The following is an 18934-nucleotide window of genomic DNA, read 5'->3' as shown; positions in this document are numbered from 1 at the left end:
GACGGGTGTCCTCCCCGGCGCCACCCATCGTGATCGGCCACCGCGGCGTGCCCGGCGAGCGGCTCGAGCACACGCGGCCGTCGTACCTGCTGGCGATCGAGCAGGGCTGCGACTACATCGAGCCCGACGTCGTCGCGACCCGTGACGGCGTGCTGGTCGTGCGGCACGAGAACGAGATCAGCGGCACGACCGACGTCGCGAGCCGTCCGGAGTTCGCGGACCGCAAGGTCGCCAAGGTCGTCGACGGCGTGCCGTACGTCGGCTGGTTCACGGAGGACTTCACGCTGGCCGAGCTCAAGACGTTGCGCGTCCGCGAGCGCCTGCCCCAGCTGCGGCCGCAGAACATCCCCCTCGCCCGCACCGAGCAGATCCTGACGTTCGACGAGGTGCTCGACATCGCCGAGCAGGCGAGCACGGAGGGGCGCGACGAGCCCGTGGGCGTCTACGTCGAGACCAAGCACCCGACGTACTTCGCGGGCCTCGGGCTCGACCTGGACGACCTGCTCGTCGAGACCCTCGAGCGCCGCGGCCTCAACCACGCCGGCGCCAGGATCGTGATCCAGTCGATGGAGACCGGCAACCTGCGGGCCCTGCGCGACCGCACACCCGTGACGCTGATCCAGCTGATGGACCGCGTGGGGGCGCCGTTCGACCTGCGGGCCGCCGGCGACCCACGCACGTACTGGGCGATGCGCAAGCCGCCCGAGCTCGAGAAAATCGCGGCCTACGCCGACGGGATCGGCCCCAACAAGAGCCAGGTCATCAAGCGCGACCTGCGGGCGCGGCTGGCCAAGACCACCAAGCTCGTGCGCCGCGCCCACGACCTGGGCCTCGTCGTGCACATCTGGACGATGCGCAACGAGAACAACTTCCTGTCCTCCGACCTGCGCACCAGCAGGGACAAGGCCGCCCACGGCGACGCCGTGGGCGAGTACCTCGCCTTCCTCGACGCGGGGGTCGACGGGGTGTTCTCCGACTACACCGCTACTGCGGTGCGGGCCCGGGCCCTGTGGATGGAGCGTCAGTAGCCTGCGCCCACACGGTGTCGTGGCGGGGCTGCCGCGGCACCAGCACCCAGGCCGCGAGGTAGCCGAGCACGAGCGACCCGGCGCCGAGGACCGTGCACACGACCAGGACGACGCGGACGATCGAGGTGTCGATGCCGGTGTAGTCGGCGATGCCGCCGCACACCCCGGCGATCCACCGGTCGTCACGGGACCTGGTGAGCTGCTTCGTCATGATCGTCTCCTTGGAGGGTCGAGGGGGTGGCGGCAGGTGCGGGGCGGGTCTGCCTCAGCGTGGCGGCGACGCCGACCAGGCCGAGGACGATCAGCACCCCCGCGGCCGTGAGGCTGAGCTGGCGCGACGTCAGCAGGTCGCCGCGCCACACGGCCCACTGGCCGACCGCGGCGAGGAACATCATCGAGAAGGCGAGGCTTCCCCACCGGAACGGGTGGCGGTTCATCGGCTGATCACCTCGATCTGACCGAGGTCCTGGTCGATGTCGATCCTCAGGGCCGAGCCGTCCGGCCGGTCCGCGACGTCGGCGAGCGAGACGTCCGTGCCGTCCTCCAGGCGTCCGAACAGGTCGATCTGGCCGGCACGGACGTGCGCGCCGACGTCGACCAGCAGCCCGTCGGGCACGACGACCGTCGTCTGGCCGATGCCGGCGTCGATCGAGATGGTGCGGCCGGCGAGCCGCTCGACGTCGGACACCCGGGTCAGGTCGAGCTCGAGCTCGCCGACGCCGTGCCGGTACGTGGGTCTGACGTCGGCCGCCACGGTCGGGGTCGGGGTCTGCGAGCCGATGCGACCGCTCGGGAACAGCGACCCGATCGCGAGCGTGACCGCCAGCACGAGGCCGATCGCGATGAGCGGTCCGCCGTCGCCGACGACCGTCCCGACCAGCAGCCCCACGGCGACGACGGCCAGGGCCACCGCGACGTACGTCGTCCAGTGGACGTCCCGCTGCGTCTCGTCGTAGATCCAGGTCGCGGCGAGCGCGATCGCCGCGACGGACGTCGTCAGGACGACCAGGGCGGGGGAGCGGGGTGCGCGGGCCGGCCCGGTCGGCGCGGGGGTCGGCTGCGGCACCGTGGCGTCGGCGTCTGCGCCTGCGCCTGCGGTGGACGGACCGGCCGGGGAGGCCGCGACCGTCGCCGCGCGGGCGTGCCGTCGCCGCCGCGGGCGCAGCCACACGACGTAGAGCACCAGGGCGAACGGGACGAGCCACCACGCGGTGTCGCCCCACCAGGCCCAGCTGCTGTCGCCGACGATCGACAGGACAGCGAGGACCGCCGCACCGACGAGACCGGCGACCCTCACCTGGGGCTCGTTGCGGTCGAGCCTGAACCACTCGGCCGCGAGGCTCTTCTCGGCGTCGTCGGAGGGCAGCAGGATCCAGGCCGCGACGTAGAGGATCGCACCCGCGAACCCGGCGATCGTCAGCACCGCGACGACGACCCGCACCACGACGGGGTCGACGTTCAGATACCGCGCCGCTCCGGCGCACACCCCGGCGACGACGCGGTCGTCGGACGAGCGCTGCACGTCGGTGACGGTGCGCAGGCGTCGCGGGTCGAACTCGTCGTCCGGCGGAGGGGGCGGGGTGCCCGGGGGCTGCTGCGGCGGAGGCAGGTGCTGGGTGTCGTTCATGGGCCCATCGTGCTCGGGCGGGCCCGTGTCGCGCATCGGGTACGACCCTGAATCCGTCCCCGAGCCCCTCGGGGTGACCGGGGGGCGTGCCCGGGACGATCCTGGTGGCGCGGGGGTGCGCGAGCGTGTGACGATCGTCCGGTGACGTCCTACCCGTACCGCCGCGCGCGCCGACCGGCCGATCGCCGGCTCGTGGGCGGCGTCGCGACGGGGCTGGCCGACCACCTCGGGGTACCGGTCCTCTCCGTCCGCCTCGCGTTCGTCGTCGCCACGTGGTTCCAGGGCGTCGGCGTCGTCGCCTACCTGCTGCTGTGGCGCCTGCTGCCCCTGCAGCGCCCCGACCTCTCGCCCGGTCTCGAGTCGGCGACGCGGCGGGGGCTGCGGGGCGACGGCACCCGCACGGGGCCGACCGAGATCGCCCAGACCGTGGCGCTCGGCGCGATCGGCGTCGGGGTGCTGCTGCTGATCCAGGCCACCGGGCGCGGCCTCGACGACGGCCTGTTCGGCCCGTTGCTGGTCGCGGTCGTCGGTGTCGCGGTGGTGTGGCGGCAGCTCGACGACGTCGCGTGGGGACGCTGGATGCGCGAGACCCACGGGTGGGCGTTCGCCTCGCGGGTCGCGGCCGGCACGGGTCTCGTGGCGCTCGCCGCGATCTACCTCGTGACGAAGGAGGGCGGCTGGAGCGCTGCCGTCAGCCTCGCCTCCGCCCTGGTCATCGCGGTGCTGGGGCTCGGCCTGATCCTCGGGCCGTGGATCGTCCGCCTCATGGGCGACCTGTCCGACGAGCGCCGCGAGCGGGTGCGCTCGCAGGAGCGCGCCGACGTCGCCGCGCACCTGCACGACTCGGTGCTGCAGACGCTGGCGCTGCTGCAGAAGAACGCCCACGACTCCGCGGCGGTCGCGACGCTGGCCCGGCGCCAGGAGCGCGAGCTGCGCGACTGGCTCTACGGCAATGACGAACGCCCAGGCGACTCGCTGCTCGCGGCGCTCCGCTCGGCGGCCGCCGACGTCGAGGACGCGCACCACGTGCCGGTCGAGCTCATCTCGGTCGGCGACGTGCCCCTCGACGACGACATGGCGGCCCTCGCACGGGCCGCCCGCGAGGCGATGGTCAACGCCGCCAAGCACGCGGGCGTCGACCGGATCGACGTCTACGCCGAGGCCGACGGCCGGGCCGCCGAGGTGTTCGTGCGCGACCGCGGACGGGGCTTCGACCCCGGCACGATCGCCGACGACCGCATGGGCGTCCGGGCCTCGATCGTCGGGCGGGTCGAGCGCCACGGCGGCACCGCGTCGATCCGCAGCCGTCCCGGAGAGGGCACCGAGGTCGCCCTGCGGGTGCCGGTCCGCGCACCCGAGCCCGTCCCGACCGAAGGACCCCCCTCATGACCACTCTGCGCGTCGCGATCGTCGACGACCACGCGATGTTCCGCACCGGGGTGCGGTCCGAGGTCGACGGCGTCCTCGACGTCGTCGGCGAGGCGGAGGACGTCGAGTCGGCGGTCGCGCTGATCGCCGCGACGACGCCCGACGTCGTGCTGCTCGACGTCCACATGCCGGGCGGCGGCGGGATCGAGGTCATCAGGCGCCTGCACGTGCGCCACCCCGACGTCCGCTTCCTGGCGCTGTCGGTCAGCGACGCCGCGGAGGACGTCATCGGCGTCATCCGCGCCGGCGCGCGCGGCTACGTCACCAAGAACATCTCGGGGTCCGAGCTGCTCGACGCGATCGCGCGGGTGGCCGCCGGTGACGCGGTGTTCTCGCCCCGGCTCGCCGGCTTCGTGCTCGACGCCTTCGCCGGGACGATCGAGGTCGCCCAGGTCGACGAGGACCTCGACCGGCTGACGGCCCGCGAGCGCGAGGTCATGCGGCTGATCGCCCGCGGGTACGCCTACAAGGAGGTCGCCACCGAGCTGTTCATCTCGGTCAAGACCGTCGAGACGCACGTCTCCAGCGTCCTGCGCAAGCTGCAGCTGTCGAGCCGTCACGAGCTGACCCGCTGGGCCAACGACCGACGGCTGATCTGATCCGGCCCGGTCAACGCGGTCGTTGCCGCTCGCGCGCCCGACCGAGCCGTGCACAGACGTCCTCGAGTGGTGCGGTGTGGTCGGACACGCCGTCCCAGAAGGTCCACTCCGCACCGCTCGCGGTTCGGGGGCGGCGGTCTCCGGTCGACTTTGCGATGATGTGGCGATGAAGTCACTCGGGGTCTGGTCGCTGTCCGTCGCGCTCGTCGCACCGCTGGCGGCGACAGCCGTCGTCGAGTCGCCCGCCTCGGCCGCCGACGCGAGACGTCCGGCCGTCGTCGAGACCCGCGTCATCGGGCACAGCGTCAAGGGCCGCGACATCGTCGCCTGGCGGCTCGGCGACCCGTCGTCGAAGAAGAAGGTGCTGCTGCTCGCCGCGATGCACGGTGACGAGCAGGGATCGATCCAGACGCTGCGCAACCTGCGCGACGGCCGACCGATCACCGGCGCCGACATCTGGGTCGTCCCCGTCGTGAACCCCGACGGCTACGCCAGCAACAGGCGTCAGAACGCGCACGGCGTCGACCTCAACCGCAACTTCGGGGCCAAGTGGCGCAAGATCGGCGGTGCCACCAACTCGGGCCGTCGCGCCTTCTCCGAGCCCGAGACACGGGCGATCCGCGACCTCGCGAACGAGATCGACCCGACGTACACCGTGAGCTACCACCAGCCCCTGAACGGGATCGACATCCGCGACACCGGCAACCGGGCGTGGGCCAAGCGCCTCGCGTCGCGCGTCCGGCTCCCGCAGAAGGCCTTCGACTGCTTCTCGCGCTGCTTCGGCACGTACTCGATGTGGTTCCGCGCGAAGCACCGCTCGGGCGCCGTCATCACGGTCGAGCTGCCGAGGAGCCCGTCGAGGAAGTACCTCCGCGAGGTCGCGCCCCGCGCGATCCTGGGCAGCCTCGGCGCCAAGCGCTGACGACGCCCGGGACCGCCGCCGCCCGGAGCCACCTGCGGTGGCCGCCGTGACAGCGACCTCTCAGCGTCCGGTGGCACGATCGACGTCATGGACCTCACGATCCTCGGCGTGCTCGCCCTGACCGTCATCGTCGCCGCATCGGTGCTGGCCCCGAAGGTCGGCGTCGCGGCCCCGCTCGTCCTCGTCGGCGCGGGGGTCCTGCTCGCGCTGGTGCCCGGTGTCCCGCGCATCGAGCCCGAGCCCGAGCTGATCCTGGCCGGGGTGCTGCCGCCGCTGCTGTACGCGGCGTCGGTCAACATGCCGGCGATGGACTTCCGCCGCGACCTCAAGTCGATCGGCTGGTTGTCGATCGTCGTCGTGGTCTCGTCGGCCCTCGCGATCGGCTGGGTCGTCGAGACGTTCGTGCCCGGGCTGGGGTTCGCCGAGGGGGTCGCCCTCGGTGCGATCGTCAGCCCGACGGACGCCGTGGCGACCTCGATCGTGAAGCGCACGGGGGTCGCGCCGCGACTCGTCACGGTGCTCGAGGGCGAGAGCATGATCAACGACGCCTCGGCGCTCGTGCTGCTGCGGTCCGCCGTGGCCGCCACGGGCGTCTCGGTGTCGGTGCTCGACGTGTCGGTCGACTTCGTCGTGGCGATCGCGGTCGCGGCGGTGGTCGGGCTGGTGGTCGGCGCCGCCAGCGTCGCGGTGCGCGCCCGCCTGCACGACGCCACGGTCAACACCGCGATCTCGTTCGCCGTCCCGTTCATCGCCTACGCCCCCGCCGAGCACCTGGGCGCGTCGGGCCTCGTCGCGGTCGTCACGACGGGCCTCGTCACGGGCTACTGGGGGCCGTCGGTGCTGCGGGCGCAGGACCGGCTCGCCGAGGCCGTCAACTGGCGGACGGTCGCCTTCCTGCTCGAGGGCGGCGTCTTCCTGCTCATGGGGCTCGAGCTGGGCCCGCTGCTCGACGACTTCCGGTCCGAGGACGGCGACTTCGGACGGCTCGCGGTGCTGAGCGCCCTGTGCCTCGGGATCCTGCTGGCGGTGCGCGGCCTGTACGTCGTGGCGCTGCTGTGGAGCCTGCTGCAGGACCGCAAGGACATGCACCGCTGGGAGCCTCGCATGAACCGCGTGCGCGACTACCTGGCGTCCGACGAGTCCAACGACCTGTCCGACCGGCGACTGCAGCGCATCCACCTGATGGTCGCGCGGCGCGAGGCCGACATGCGGTTCTACGAGGAGGAGCGGCTCGACCGTCGCGCCGGCGTGATCCTCGTGTGGGCCGGCATGCGGGGCAGCGTGACGCTCGCCGCGGCGCAGACGCTGCCGACGGGCTTCGAGCAGCGCGAGCTGCTGATCCTCGTGGCGTTCACGGTGGCGGTGACGTCGCTGCTCGTGCAGGGCGGCACGCTGGCGTGGGTCGTGCGACGTCTCGAGGTCGAGTCCGACCGCCGCGAGATCGACCGCCAGCAGCTCGCGGCGCTGTCGCAGATGCTGGCCGACGTCGCGGCGTCCCGCTGCGCCGAGGTCGCCGACGACGGCCTCGACGGGCGAGTGCTCGAGCCCGTCGTCCTCGACCAGGTGCAGGACGACAGCCACCCCGAGCGGACGACCCGGTGGGCCGGCGAGGGGGACGACGGAGTCGCCCAGCGACTGCGCGACTACGTCGAGCTGCGTCGCGCCGTGCTGGCCGACCAGCGCGACGCCCTGATCGACGCCCGGTCGTCGGGCCGCTTCGACTCCGAGAACCTCAACCGCATGCTGCGGCGCGTCGACGCCGGCGACATGGCGATGGACCGGCTGGACTGACGCCCGGGCCCGCGTGTCGCGAGTTCACCCCCGCGCAACCTCACGGGTCTAGCCTGAGGCCATGGACGAGCCCCACCTGATCGTGCTCTTCGGCGCCACCGGCGACCTGGCCCGCCGCAAGCTGCTGCCGGGCATCATGCACCTGCTGCAGTCGGGCCTCGTCCCCGACTCGCGCATCATCGGCGTCTCGCTCGACGACTTCGACGACGACTCGTTCCGCGAGTTCGCCGAGAAGGCGTACCGCGAGTTCAGCACCCGCGACGTCGACGACGAGAAGTGGGCCGCGTTCGCCCCCAAGCTGTCGTACGTCAACGTCACGGCGGGGCCCGAGGCGCTGGCGGCGGCCGCCGCGGTCCTCGAGGCCGAGCTGGGCGGCACGCCGCGGCGCCTGCACTACCTCAGCGTGCCGCCGAAGGCCGCCCTCGACGTGATCCACACGCTCGACGCGGCGCAGCTGGTCGAGCGGTCGCGCATCATCATGGAGAAGCCGTTCGGCACCGACCTGGCGAGTGCGAAGGCCCTCAACGCCGAGATCCACGAGGTCTTCGACGAGCAGCAGATCTTCCGGATCGACCACTTCCTCGGCAAGGAGGCGGCCCTCAACATCCTGGCCTTCCGGTTCGCCAACGGCCTGTTCGAGCCGATCTGGAACCGCAACTTCATCGACCACGTGCAGATCGACGTGCCCGAGACGCTGTCGCTCGACGGTCGCTCGGGCTTCTACGAGGGCACGGGCGCGTTCAAGGACATGGTCGTGACCCACCTGTTCCAGGTGCTGGCGTTCATGGCGATGGAACCACCGACGTCGCTCGACTCCGACTCGATCTCGGAGGAGAAGAACAAGGTCTTCCGCTCGATGCTCCCGCTCGACCCGCACTACGTCGTGCGCGGCCAGTACCAGGGCTACCGCGACGAGAAGGGCGTCGCGGCCGACTCCGAGACCGACACGTTCGTGGCGCTGAGGGCCGAGATCGACAACTGGCGGTGGGCCGGCGTGCCGTTCTACCTGCGCACCGGCAAGAAGATGGCCGAGGGTGCGCGCATCATCTCGATCGCGTTCCGCGAGCCGCCCAAGAGCATGTTCCCGGCCGGGTCCGGGGTCGGCCTGCAGGGCCCCGACCACCTGACGTTCGACCTCGCGGACGCCTCGCGGATGTCGCTGTCGTTCTACGGCAAGCGGCCGGGCCCCGGCATGCGCCTCGACAAGCTCAGCATGCAGTTCGCGATGCAGGAGAACGAGCGGGCCGGCGAGGTGCTCGAGGCGTACGAGCGGCTGATCTACGACGCGATGCGTGGCGAGCGGACGTTGTTCACGACGTCCGAGGGCATCGAGCGGCTGTGGGAGATCTCCGAGCCGCTGCTCGCCGACAACCCCCCGGTCCGGCCGTACCAGCCCGGCACGTGGGGGCCCAACGCGATCCACCAGCTCATCGCGCCGAGGGCGTGGCGACTGCCGTTCGAGCGCAGCTGGCGCAAGCCCAACCCGAACGCCGAGTAGGCGCTAGCGCGCGCCGGGGTCGTTGCGCTTGCGCAGCCGCTCGTCGACCTCGTGCCCCGGCATGCGCGGGGGCTTCTCGTGGGAGCGGTCGGGGCTGCCGTAGCCGCTCAGGGCGAGGCCGATGAGGGCGACGCCGGCGATCAGCAGCAGCAGGAGGACGATTTCGAACGGCACGTGCCCACGCTAGCGGTCGCGCGCAACCGCGTGTGTGCCGCGGGCGTGGGGGAGGGGCGGGTCAGCCCCAGTGGGAGTCGAGCAGCCGCGCGGCCTCGTCGCGCGACAGGCCCTGGCGGCGGGCCTCGAGGGCGAACGCCCGCGCGGCCGCTTCGGTCGCCCCGTCGGGGGCGGTGCGGCTCGCGACGAAGGTGCCGGCCCGCCCGCGCGTCTCGATCACGCCGTCGACCTCGAGCGCCCGGTAGGCCTTGGCGACCGTGTTGGGGGCCAGGTCGAGCGCCTCGGCCAGGGCCCGGACGGTGGGCAGCTTGTGCCCGGCCGGGAAGGCCCCGGACGTCGCGCGCTCGGCGACCTGCCGCCGCACCTGCTCGAACGGCGCCTCACCGCTCAGCACGTCGATCTCGATCGTCATCGGGTCAGCACCACCATCGGATAGGGACGCCCGGCGGCGTCGGTCTCGCGGCGTCGGGTCTCGGTGAAGCCCCGCGAGCGATAGAACCCGACGCCGGTCGTGTTGTCGGCGTACACCTCGACGCTGCGCGCGCCGCCCGGTCCGACCTCGGCCAGCAGGCGGGTGCCGAGGCCCCGCCCGTGGAACGGAGGGTCGACGTACAGCAGCTCGACGTGGCCGTCGGCCGAGCCGACGAAGGCCACCGCCGCCCCGTCGACCTCGACGAGCCGGACGTGCATCGACGGCAGGTAGGAGTCGCGGATGAAGGGCCGCAGCGCGTCGAAGTCGCCCGGGTCCATGAAGTCATGCGACGACCGGGCCGCCCGCTCCCAGACGTCCGTCAGCGCGTCCAGATCGGCCTCGTGGGCCGTCCTGATGCCGGCGACGGGATCCATGGCAGGCGAGTCTACGTCCGGACCGGCCCGTGCCGCCGCTGTCGGCCACGGCAACTAGGCTGGAGGGCACGATGACGCTGCCGTTCCCCACGCCCCCGATGGGCGGATCCTCCGCCGCCCCGGGCGCCGCCGACCGGCGACGCCCCCGGTCCGACTCCCTGCTCGACGGTCTCAACGAGGCGCAGCAGGCGGCCGTGTCCCACCCCGGCGGGCCCCTGCTGGTCGTGGCGGGCGCGGGCTCGGGCAAGACCCGCGTGCTGACCCGCCGCATCGCGTGGCTCATCGCGGCCCGCGGCGCCCACCCGGGCTCGATCCTGGCCATCACGTTCACCAACAAGGCCGCCGCCGAGATGCGCGAGCGCGTCGCCGACCTCGTGGGCCCGCGAGCCCGCATGATGTGGGTCTCGACGTTCCACTCCGCCTGCGTGCGCATCCTGCGCCGCGAGGCCACCCGCTTCGGCTTCACGTCGTCGTTCACGATCTACGACTCCGCCGACCAGCGCCGCCTCATGACGCTGATCTGCCGCGACATGGACCTCGACCCCAAGAAGATCAACCCGCGGGCCGTCCTCAACTGGATCTCCAACCTCAAGAACGAGCTCGTCGACCACGAGGCGGCCGGCGGCAAGGCGCAGAACCCGACGGAAGAGATCTACGCCGAGGTCTACACGGCCTACCAGGCGCGCCTGCAGGCCGCCAACGCGATGGACTTCGACGACCTGATCATGAACACGGTCCACCTGTTCCAGGCGTGGCCCGACGTGCGCGAGACGTACCGCCGCCGCTTCCGGCACATCCTGGTCGACGAGTACCAGGACACCAACCACGCGCAGTACCAGCTCATCAAGGAGCTCACCGACGCCGACTCCGACCTGCTGGTCGTCGGCGACTCCGACCAGTCGATCTACGCGTTCCGCGGCGCCAACATCCGCAACATCCTCGAGTTCGAGGACGACTTCCCGAACGCCGCGACGATCCTGCTCGAGCAGAACTACCGCTCGACCCAGACGATCCTGTCGGCGGCCAACGCCGTCATCAGCCGCAACGAGGGCCGCAAGGACAAGCAGCTGTGGTCGGCCGAGGGCGACGGCGAGAAGATCGTCGGCTACGTCGGCGACGACGAGCGCGACGAGGCGCAGTTCATCGCCGACGAGATCGACACGCTCGTCGACCGCGGCGACATCGCGCCGAAGGATGCGGCGATCTTCTACCGCACCAACGCCCAGAGCCGCGTGTTCGAGGAGGTCTTCATCCGCGTCGGCCTGCCCTACAAGGTCGTCGGCGGGGTGCGGTTCTACGAGCGCAAGGAGATCAAGGACGCGCTGGCGTACGTCCGCGTGCTGGTCAACCCGCGCGACACCGTCTCGCTGCGCCGCATCATCAACGAGCCCAAGCGCGGCATCGGCGACCGCGCCGAGGCCTCGATCCAGCGGCTCGCGACGCTGCACGACCTCAGCTACTGGGACGCGCTGATGCGCGCCAACGAGGCCAACGACCTCGCGACCCGGTCGCTCAACGCGATCCAGGCGTTCACGACCGTGATGTCCGACCTGATGGCGATGGCCGACTCGGGCGCGCCCGCCGACGCCGTGCTCGAGGCGGCGCTGACCCGTAGCGGCTACCTCGCCGCGCTCGAGCAGAGCACCGACCCGCAGGACGAGACGCGGGTCGAGAACCTCGCCGAGCTCGTCGCGGTGGCCCGCGAGTTCGTCGTGGGCGCCAGCACGGTCGACGACGAGTCCGCCGAGGGCGACGACGCCGAGACCGACGAGCCCACCGAGGCCGTCGCGGCGATCCCCGACGAGCCCGCCCTGGGCGCCGGATCGCTCGGCGCGTTCCTCGAGCAGGTCGCGCTGGTGGCCGATGCCGACCAGATCCCCGACGACGGCGACGGCGTCGTCACCCTCATGACGCTGCACACCGCCAAGGGGCTGGAGTTCCCGGTCGTCTTCCTGACGGGCCTCGAGGACGGCATCTTCCCGCACATGCGGTCGCTGGCCGACGTCAAGGAGCTCGAGGAGGAGCGCCGGCTCGCGTACGTCGGCATCACCCGCGCCGAGAAGCGGCTCTACGTCACCCGCGCCACGACCCGCGCCGCGTGGGGAGCCCCCGCGTACAACCCGGCGTCCCGCTTCCTCGACGAGCTGCCCGAGCCGCTGGTCGACTGGCGCCGGCTGGCCTCGCCGCCGACGCAGTGGACCCCGAGCCAGCCGTCGGCCACGGCGCAGGCGTCGTTCCGGACGTCCAACGTCGCCGCCCGCTCCAAGAAGGCCGACCGCGCCGTCGTCTCGCTGGCACCGGGTGACCGGGTCGTGCACGACAGCTTCGGCATGGGCACGGTCGTCGCGGTCGAGGGCCAGGCCGAGAAGTCGGTCGCGTCGGTCGACTTCGGATCGCAGGGCGTCAAACGCCTGCTGCTGCGCTACGCGCCGGTCGAGAAGCTCTGACCCGCGCTCCCTTCCGCGATTCGTGACGGCCACGGCGTCATCCCGTGGTCGTGACGCCGTAGGCGTCACAGATTGCGCGCGATGCGGTGCCACGTCCGGCCCAGATCGGGGGGCGGGCCGCGGTACCCGCGTCTGACCATGGCCTCGAAGGTGCGCGACACGATGGATGTGGGGTGCGCGAAATCGGCCTGGGTCACGACGATCAGCGTCCAGTCGGCGGCCTCGAGACGTTCTCTTCGGAAGTGGTCCTTCTGCCGCTGGTCGGCATCGCGCTCGTGGTGCCAGCCGTCGTGCTCGACGACGATGCGCCAGCGGCGCAGCACCAGATCGCCCCTGGCCAGCCAGGCGCCGTCGTCGGCGTGGACGTCGACGTTGACCTCGGGCTCGGGCAGGCCCGCGCACACCAGCAGCAGGCGGACGTCGGTCTCGCGAGGCGAGTCGACGCGATCACGGACGAGCAGGGCCGCCTCTCGCGCGCGGACCACGCCGTCGAGGTGCGACGCCGACGTGAACGCGATCAGGGTCTCGATCGACGTCAGACCAGCTCGGACCAGCGCGTCGCCCGCGCGCACGAGGTGGCGCAGGCCCAGCAGCGTCGCGCTGTCGACGAACGAACGATCGGGTCCGAGCGTCGGGACGCCGCGGACGTCACGCGGCGAGATGCGTCCCTCGCGGCGGTGCAGCACGATGCCCGACCGCGTCTGCGCCGAGCCGTGCACCGAGAAGTGCACGGGGAATGCCCGGCCGGCCGGGACGCCCATCCAATGAAGTGCTGACACGTGGCTGAGGGCGGCGTCGTCCGGCAGCGCCAGTCGTCCGGCCTCCACCGCGAGCGCGAACGTCAGCTCGGTGTCGGCCAGGCGCCAGACGCCGCGATGGACCTGGACGAAGTGTTGGGCACGCAGCATGGAGGAGGTGACTCCCGCGGCGGCCGCTTCGGCCGTCGTGAAGACGTGTCCGCGCAGGACGTCGGGGACGCGGGCGGGTCTGGCCATGTCGAGCATCGTCGCGAATCGAATCGCCAGCATCCAGCCCGGTCACGACAGCGTGTGGACGTCGCCACGATGTGTGGCGACCAGAGCGTCATCCGCGAAGCGTGACGCCGTGGGCGTCACGGACCGCGGGGAGGAGCGAGGAGCGCTACGGGGTGACGTCGTGCTCGACGAGCGCGGTGTACGGGTCGACGGGTCCGCCGCCGCCCGGGTGCACCTCGAGGTGCAGGTGGGGGCCGGTCACGTTGCCGGTCGAGCCGGTGAAGCCGATGACGTCGCCGGGGCCGACCTTGTCGCCGGCCTTGACGCCGAAGCGGCTCTGGTGGCAGTACCAGATGTCGGTGCCGTCCTCGAGACGGATGACGGTGCGGTTGCCGTAGGCGCCCTCGTAGTCGGCCGACACGACGGTGCCCGCCGCGACCGAGACGATCGTCGAGCCGGACGGACCGGCGAAGTCCAGGCCCGTGTGGACGGTCGACCACAGTCCGCTGCGCTGCCCGAAGCGGGCGGTCAGGCGGTACCCCGTGACCGGGACGACCCACCGGTTGGCCTTGAACTCGTCAGCGGTCTTGCCGACGCGCTGGGCGAGCTCGGCCTGGGCGGCCTGCGTCTGCTCGGCCTGCTCCTTGGCCTGGCGGTCGAGCGTCGCGCGGTCGAAGCTGCGGCTGACGTCGACCTCGGGGGCCGTCTGGCCCTGGCTCGTGTACGTCTGATTGACGGTCTGGTACTGATCGGCCTTGAGCGAGTTGGCGTCGTCGCCACTGCTGACGACGGCGGTGCCGAAGGCGGCGAGCACCAGGGCGAAGGCTCCGGCCATCGCAGGTGTCGGGGCGAACGATCGTGCGCGGCTCGTGCGGCGCTGTGCGGCTCGCTTGCCGGCCACCCGCTGAGGGGTCTGCTGGCGATGGTCGAGTCGGCGTTTGGGCGCAGACGAAGACACGCAGATGACCTCCAGGAGGCGACGACAGGACCTCACGAGACTAGCCGAGGATCGGGTCCGAACGAAACCGAATTCCAATTCCGTCCGAGGTCGGGACGTCGGTCCCGCGGGAGATCGGGGCCCCGTGTGACGCCTTTCACCTGTGGCACGATCGGCGCATGACCCAGCACCGCATCGTCGTCGGCGCGATCGGCGACGACTCCGGGGCGACGGTCGCGGCCCGCAGGCTGCGCGACGAGGGCCACGAGATCGTGTTCGTCGGGGGAGGGCAGTCGCCCGAGCAGCTCGCCCGCACCGCCGTGGCGGAGGACGCCCGGCGGCTCGTCGTCGACGCCGACGCCGACGGCCTGGAGCTCGTCCGCGAGGCGTGCTCACGTCTCGACGCCACCGACATCGTCATCGAGCCGGCCGTGTGACGTAACCGACGCGACGTCTCCCTGTGTTAGCGGATACAGTCGCAACGGCCTGTTCGTGGCGACATCACGCCGATCGCGGCAGAGCTGCACTCCAACCAAGGACGGACACCACCGTGGATTTGATGGAATACCAGGCGAAGGAGCTCTTCGCCAAGCATGGCGTCGCGACGACGCTCGGCGTCGTCGTTCAGACCGCCGACGAGGCCAAGGCCGCTGCCGAGCAGATCGGCGGCGTGACCGTCGTCAAGGCCCAGGTCAAGGCCGGAGGCCGCGGCAAGGCCGGAGGCGTCAAGCTCGCCAAGACCCCCGACGAGGCGTTCGAGCACGCGTCGAACATCCTCGGCATGGAGATCAAGGGACTGACGGTCAACCGTGTCCTGGTCACGCCGGCGACGCCGCCGGTGGAGGAGTACTACTTCTCCTTCCTGCTCGACCGGTCCAACCGCAGCTACCTGTGCATCGCGAGCGTCGAGGGTGGTGTGGAGATCGAGGAGGTCGCCAAGACCAACCCCGAGGCCGTCCGTCAGATCCCCGTCGACGCCGGCACCGGTGTCGACGAGGCCAAGGCCCGCGCGATCGTCGAGGAGGCCAAGTTCCCGGCCGAGCTCGCCGACCAGGCGGTCACCCTCGTGCAGGCGCTCTGGAAGGTCTTCGTCGAGGAGGACGCCACGCTCGTCGAGGTCAACCCGCTCGCGCGGCTCGACGGCGACCGGCTCGAGGCCCTCGACGGCAAGGTGTCGCTCGACGACAACGCGTCGGAGTTCCGCCACCCCGAGCACGAGGACTTCGTCATCCACGAGGAGGCCGACCCGCTCGAGGCCAAGGCCAAGGCCAAGGGCCTCAACTACGTCAAGCTCGACGGCGAGGTCGGCATCATCGGCAACGGCGCGGGGCTCGTCATGAGCACGCTCGACGTCGTCGCGTACGCCGGTGAGAAGCACGGCAACGTCAAGCCGGCCAACTTCCTCGACATCGGCGGAGGAGCCTCGGCCGAGGTCATGGCCAACGGTCTCGACGTCATCCTGAACGACCCGCAGGTCAAGAGCGTGTTCGTCAACGTCTTCGGCGGCATCACGTCGTGCGACGCGGTCGCCAACGGCATCAAGGGCGCCCTCGAGCTGCTCGGTGACGAGGCCACGAAGCCGCTGGTCGTCCGTCTCGACGGCAACAACGTCGACGAGGGTCGCGCGATCCTCGACGAGATGAACCACCCGCTGGTCACGCAGGTGGACACCATGGACGGCGCGGCCGACAAGGCCGCCGAGCTGGCGAACGGCTGAGGGGCGCGCAATGTCGATCTTTCTGAACAAGGACTCCAAGGTCATCGTCCAGGGCATCACCGGCGGTGAGGGCTCCAAGCACACGGCCCGCATGCTGGCCGCCGGCACGCAGGTCGTGGGCGGCGTCAACGCCCGCAAGGCCGGCACGACCGTCACCCACACCGACGCCTCCGGCGCCGAGGTGGAGCTGCCGGTCTTCGGCACGGTCGCCGAGGCCATCGCGCAGACGGGCGCCGACGTGTCGGTCGCTTTCGTCCCGCCGGCGTTCACGCAGGACGCCGTCGTCGAGGCCATCGACGCCGAGATCCCGCTGCTCGTCATCATCACCGAGGGCGTGCCGGTGCAGGACAGCGCCGAGTTCTGGGCCTACGCCCAGGGCAAGAAGACGCGCATCATCGGCCCGAACTGCCCCGGCATCATCACGCCGGGCGAGGCGCTGGCGGGCATCACGCCGGCCAACATCGCCGGCAAGGGCCCCATCGGCCTGGTGTCGAAGTCGGGCACGCTGACCTACCAGATGATGTTCGAGCTGCGCGACTTCGGCTTCTCGACCGCCATCGGCATCGGCGGCGACCCGATCATCGGCACGACGCACATCGACGCCCTCGAGGCGTTCGAGGCCGACCCCGAGACGAAGGCCATCGTCATGATCGGCGAGATCGGTGGAGACGCCGAGGAGAAGGCCGCCGCCTATATCAAGGAGCACGTCACGAAGCCGGTCGTCGGCTACGTCGCGGGCTTCACGGCTCCCGAGGGCAAGACGATGGGCCACGCCGGCGCCATCGTGTCCGACGGCGCCGGCACGGCGCAGGGCAAGAAGGAGGCCCTCGAGGCCGCCGGCGTCAAGGTCGGCAAGACGCCGTCCGAGACCGCCGAGCTCATGCGGGCCATCCTCAACGGCTGACACCCGCCTGATCGACGAGGCCCCCACCGCACCGCGGTGGGGGCCTCGTCATGTGCGGGATCCAGCTCGTGCTGACGAACGCTGACGAGTCAGCTGTGGCCCTCCGACGAGCACGTCCGCCGGGACCTGCTCGCGTCAGCGCGTGGCTCCTCGGAGGGCCGCAGCGGCGACTCCTCAGCTGGTCAGTCGGTGGCGTACTTGAGGCGGGTCGCGGCGCGCTCGGCGATGTCCCTGAACGCACCCTGCGAGATGTCGAAGTCACCGGCCGGCGTGAACGTCACCTGCGCCACGTCGGCGCCGCGCCGGACGATCGCGGTGCGGTAGTAGACCTTCTTGCCGCCCTCGACCTCGAAGCCGACCCGCCACACCGTGCCGCTCGCGTCCTGCACCGAGACCTTGCGCTTCTGGTCGACCGTCGCCGACAGGATGTCGTCGCTGCAGCCGTCGATGCGACCTGAGACCTTCTTGACGAAGGCCTTGGCCTTGTCGACCGACGAGAACCGCGCGGCGGTCTCGGCGACGCCGAACTCCGGCGGCAGCTCGGTGGCCTGGTAGAGGACGTACACGCGCGAGCCGGCCTTCGTGACGGACTTGCTGGTGTAGGTGGCCTTGTCGCACTGCGTCGCGGCGGGATTGGTCTGCGCCGGGAAGTCGGTGCCGGCCCACACCTTGTCGATCGCCGCGATCGGCGGGAGGTCGACGATGCCGAGGAACGACGGCGCCTCGGTGGTCGGCGGGGGATCGGACGGCAGCACCTCGATCGCGTCGGAGCACTCGCCGCCACTGTCCTTGCAGACCTTGGCGACCGAGGCGTCGAGGGTCTTGGCGAACGACTCGATGCTGGGGCCCGCGGCACCGTCGACCTCGTGCACCAGGGTGCTCGTGATGGTGCCGGAGTGGCTGAAGCCGACCGTGAACGTCCGCTCGGGGGAGCGGTTCGAGCGCAGCGACAGGATCTGGAAGTCACCGAACGGACGCTTGACGGTGTACGACGCGACGAGCTGGGTGCGCGGGTGCTCGCAGTCGGAGTACCACTGGACGAGACGCTGGTACGCCTGGGTGGCGACCGCGTCGCTGCGCGAGACCTCGATCGCCTGCGCGACGCGGGCGTTGCCGAAGCCGTCGCCCGTGAACGTGCGCACGAAGACCTTGAGCGGGTCGGTGTCGGCGAACCGCTTGGTGGGGCACGTCGCGTAGGGGGTCGTGTTGGTGACGCTGTCGTCGGTGCTCTCGGTCGTCCACGTGCGCGAGGCGTCGAGCGTCGACAGCTGCCGGGGGGCCAGCAGGTTGCCGGCGTCGATCTTCTGCGCGTCGAGCACGACGTCGGGCCGCTCGGCACCGATCTTCTCGCGTCGCGGCAGGTCGGCGCCGGTGGCCAGGGCGTCGCCGTCGGTCGCGACGAGCCCGCCGCCGAAGATCAGGGCGATGGCGGCCGCGACGAGCAGCACGGTGTTGCGCTGGCGCCCGCGTCGCGCGGCGGTCCGGACGTCGGCCGCGGGGGGCATGTCGAGCGCGTCGGTGGCTGAGGCGAGCGCGTGCATGCGGCGCTCGATCGCGTCGATGCCCTCGCCCAGCGTGGTCTCGAGCGACGCCAGCGCCGTCGTGACGTTCTCGATGCCCTCCTCGGCGGGCAGACCCACCTCGCGGGACGCCTCCTCGAGGTCGGTGTTGCCGAGCGTCATGAGCACGATCAGGCGACGGTCGTCGACCGGCAGGTCGTGCAGCGCGGTCAGCAGGGCGGTGTCACCGTCCTCCTCGTGCCGTCGGCGCAGCGGGTGGGTGCCCCGGCTCAGCGACGTGAGCTTCCAGGCCTCGTCGCGGACGTACGACAGCGGCCGGCGGTCGCGGATCTTGGACCAGTCGCGCCAGGCGCGGCGGTAGGCGTCGACGGTCGCCTCGAAGGCGACCTGGCGATCTCCGCACAGCGCGTACGTGACCTGCACCGCATCGGAGAAGGTCGAGGCGTAGAAGCTGTTGAACTCATCGACGCGAGTCATGTCCAGCCTCCTTCGACGTCCGGCGTGCCTGGGTGCAACGCAGCA

The 18934-nt window shown here is 71.5% G+C and carries 19 protein-coding genes; 10 read left to right on the top strand and 9 right to left on the bottom strand.

The annotated features are described in order from the left end of the window. Positions 1-5: 5 nt before the first annotated feature. Positions 6-1028: a glycerophosphodiester phosphodiesterase family protein gene (locus IFT73_RS09840; RefSeq protein ID WP_371811229.1), complete on the top strand. Its 1023-nt coding sequence runs from the start codon at positions 6-8 to the stop codon at positions 1026-1028. Here the strand turns inward: IFT73_RS09840 and IFT73_RS09835 are convergent. The 3 genes from IFT73_RS09835 to IFT73_RS09825 are packed head-to-tail and all read right to left on the bottom strand — an operon-like array spanning position 985 to position 2655. Next, positions 985-1239 carry a PspC domain-containing protein gene (locus IFT73_RS09835; RefSeq protein WP_192167506.1) on the bottom strand — a complete coding sequence of 85 codons (255 nt, stop codon included), beginning with the start codon at positions 1237-1239 and terminating at the stop codon, positions 985-987. The two genes, IFT73_RS09840 and IFT73_RS09835, sit on opposite strands and share 44 nt — an antisense overlap. After that, positions 1211-1465, bottom strand: coding sequence for a hypothetical protein (locus IFT73_RS09830; protein ID WP_192167505.1), 255 nt, complete (start codon positions 1463-1465; stop codon positions 1211-1213). The genes IFT73_RS09835 and IFT73_RS09830 overlap by 29 nt, the downstream gene beginning before the upstream one ends. Then, a complete protein-coding gene (locus IFT73_RS09825; protein WP_192167504.1) occupies positions 1462-2655 on the bottom strand; it encodes a PspC domain-containing protein in 1194 nt (397 codons plus the stop codon). The genes IFT73_RS09830 and IFT73_RS09825 overlap by 4 nt, the downstream gene beginning before the upstream one ends. Positions 2656-2796: 141 nt before the next feature. Between IFT73_RS09825 and IFT73_RS19605 the strand changes: the two genes are divergently transcribed. The 5 genes from IFT73_RS19605 (at position 2797) to zwf (ending at position 8893) form a co-directional block, all read left to right on the top strand. Then, positions 2797-4044, top strand: coding sequence for a PspC domain-containing protein (locus IFT73_RS19605; RefSeq protein ID WP_192167503.1), 1248 nt, complete (start codon positions 2797-2799; stop codon positions 4042-4044). Then, positions 4041-4682, top strand: a complete 642-nt coding sequence (locus IFT73_RS09815) for a response regulator transcription factor (RefSeq protein ID WP_192167502.1) — start codon at positions 4041-4043, stop codon at positions 4680-4682. The genes IFT73_RS19605 and IFT73_RS09815 overlap by 4 nt, the downstream gene beginning before the upstream one ends. A gap of 166 nt (positions 4683-4848) precedes the next feature. Continuing rightward, on the top strand, positions 4849-5604 hold the full coding sequence (locus tag IFT73_RS09810) for a DUF2817 domain-containing protein (RefSeq protein WP_192167501.1): 756 nt from the start codon (positions 4849-4851) through the stop codon (positions 5602-5604). An 87-nt stretch (positions 5605-5691) separates the two neighbouring features. Continuing rightward, on the top strand, positions 5692-7395 hold the full coding sequence (locus tag IFT73_RS09805) for a sodium:proton antiporter (protein ID WP_192167500.1): 1704 nt from the start codon (positions 5692-5694) through the stop codon (positions 7393-7395). Between the two features lie 61 nt (positions 7396-7456). Further along, on the top strand, positions 7457-8893 hold the full coding sequence (gene zwf, locus IFT73_RS09800) for a glucose-6-phosphate dehydrogenase (protein ID WP_192167499.1): 1437 nt from the start codon (positions 7457-7459) through the stop codon (positions 8891-8893). Between the two features lie 3 nt (positions 8894-8896). On the opposite strand, the gene IFT73_RS09795 is transcribed toward zwf, so the two are convergent. From IFT73_RS09795 to IFT73_RS09785, 3 genes are all read right to left on the bottom strand, one after another. Further along, positions 8897-9067, bottom strand: coding sequence for a hypothetical protein (locus tag IFT73_RS09795; protein ID WP_157432479.1), 171 nt, complete (start codon positions 9065-9067; stop codon positions 8897-8899). 61 nt (positions 9068-9128) lie between these two features. After that, entirely contained in the window at positions 9129-9479 is a 351-nt protein-coding gene (locus IFT73_RS09790; protein ID WP_192167498.1) for a GntR family transcriptional regulator, read from the bottom strand. Continuing rightward, the gene (locus tag IFT73_RS09785; protein WP_192167497.1) at positions 9476-9913 is read right to left on the bottom strand and encodes a GNAT family N-acetyltransferase; all 438 of its coding nucleotides are present in this window, start codon (positions 9911-9913) and stop codon (positions 9476-9478) included. The genes IFT73_RS09790 and IFT73_RS09785 overlap by 4 nt, the downstream gene beginning before the upstream one ends. A gap of 98 nt (positions 9914-10011) precedes the next feature. Between IFT73_RS09785 and pcrA the strand changes: the two genes are divergently transcribed. Next, complete coding sequence (pcrA, locus tag IFT73_RS09780) at positions 10012-12360, top strand: DNA helicase PcrA (protein WP_244633328.1); 2349 nt, start codon at positions 10012-10014, stop codon at positions 12358-12360. Between the two features lie 65 nt (positions 12361-12425). Here the strand turns inward: pcrA and IFT73_RS09775 are convergent, their stop codons facing one another. Together IFT73_RS09775 and IFT73_RS09770 are read right to left on the bottom strand one after the other, a co-directional pair. Continuing rightward, positions 12426-13355 carry a hypothetical protein gene (locus IFT73_RS09775; RefSeq protein ID WP_192167495.1) on the bottom strand — a complete coding sequence of 310 codons (930 nt, stop codon included), beginning with the start codon at positions 13353-13355 and terminating at the stop codon, positions 12426-12428. A gap of 145 nt (positions 13356-13500) precedes the next feature. Further along, a complete protein-coding gene (locus IFT73_RS09770; RefSeq protein ID WP_157432480.1) occupies positions 13501-14235 on the bottom strand; it encodes a M23 family metallopeptidase in 735 nt (244 codons plus the stop codon). Between the two features lie 215 nt (positions 14236-14450). Here IFT73_RS09770 and IFT73_RS09765 point away from each other — a divergent pair, with 215 nt between their 5' ends. The 3 genes from IFT73_RS09765 to sucD all read left to right on the top strand — a co-directional run bounded on the left by IFT73_RS09765 (position 14451) and on the right by sucD (position 16892). Beyond that, entirely contained in the window at positions 14451-14708 is a 258-nt protein-coding gene (locus tag IFT73_RS09765) for a hypothetical protein (protein WP_192167494.1), read from the top strand. Between the two features lie 113 nt (positions 14709-14821). Further along, positions 14822-15988, top strand: a complete 1167-nt coding sequence (sucC, locus tag IFT73_RS09760; RefSeq protein ID WP_056606473.1) for an ADP-forming succinate--CoA ligase subunit beta — start codon at positions 14822-14824, stop codon at positions 15986-15988. Positions 15989-15998: 10 nt separating this feature from the next. Next, a complete protein-coding gene (sucD, locus tag IFT73_RS09755; RefSeq protein ID WP_056606476.1) occupies positions 15999-16892 on the top strand; it encodes a succinate--CoA ligase subunit alpha in 894 nt (297 codons plus the stop codon). Between the two features lie 182 nt (positions 16893-17074). On the opposite strand, the gene IFT73_RS09750 is transcribed toward sucD, so the two are convergent. Then, positions 17075-18889 carry a hypothetical protein gene (locus IFT73_RS09750; RefSeq protein ID WP_192167493.1) on the bottom strand — a complete coding sequence of 605 codons (1815 nt, stop codon included), beginning with the start codon at positions 18887-18889 and terminating at the stop codon, positions 17075-17077. Between the last annotated feature and the right edge of the window lie 45 nt (positions 18890-18934).

Origin of the sequence: Aeromicrobium sp. CFBP 8757 (assembly GCF_014841755.1) — a bacterium.
In the GTDB taxonomy this organism is placed as follows: domain Bacteria; phylum Actinomycetota; class Actinomycetes; order Propionibacteriales; family Nocardioidaceae; genus Aeromicrobium.
This window is presented reverse-complemented; position numbering and strand designations above follow the sequence as displayed.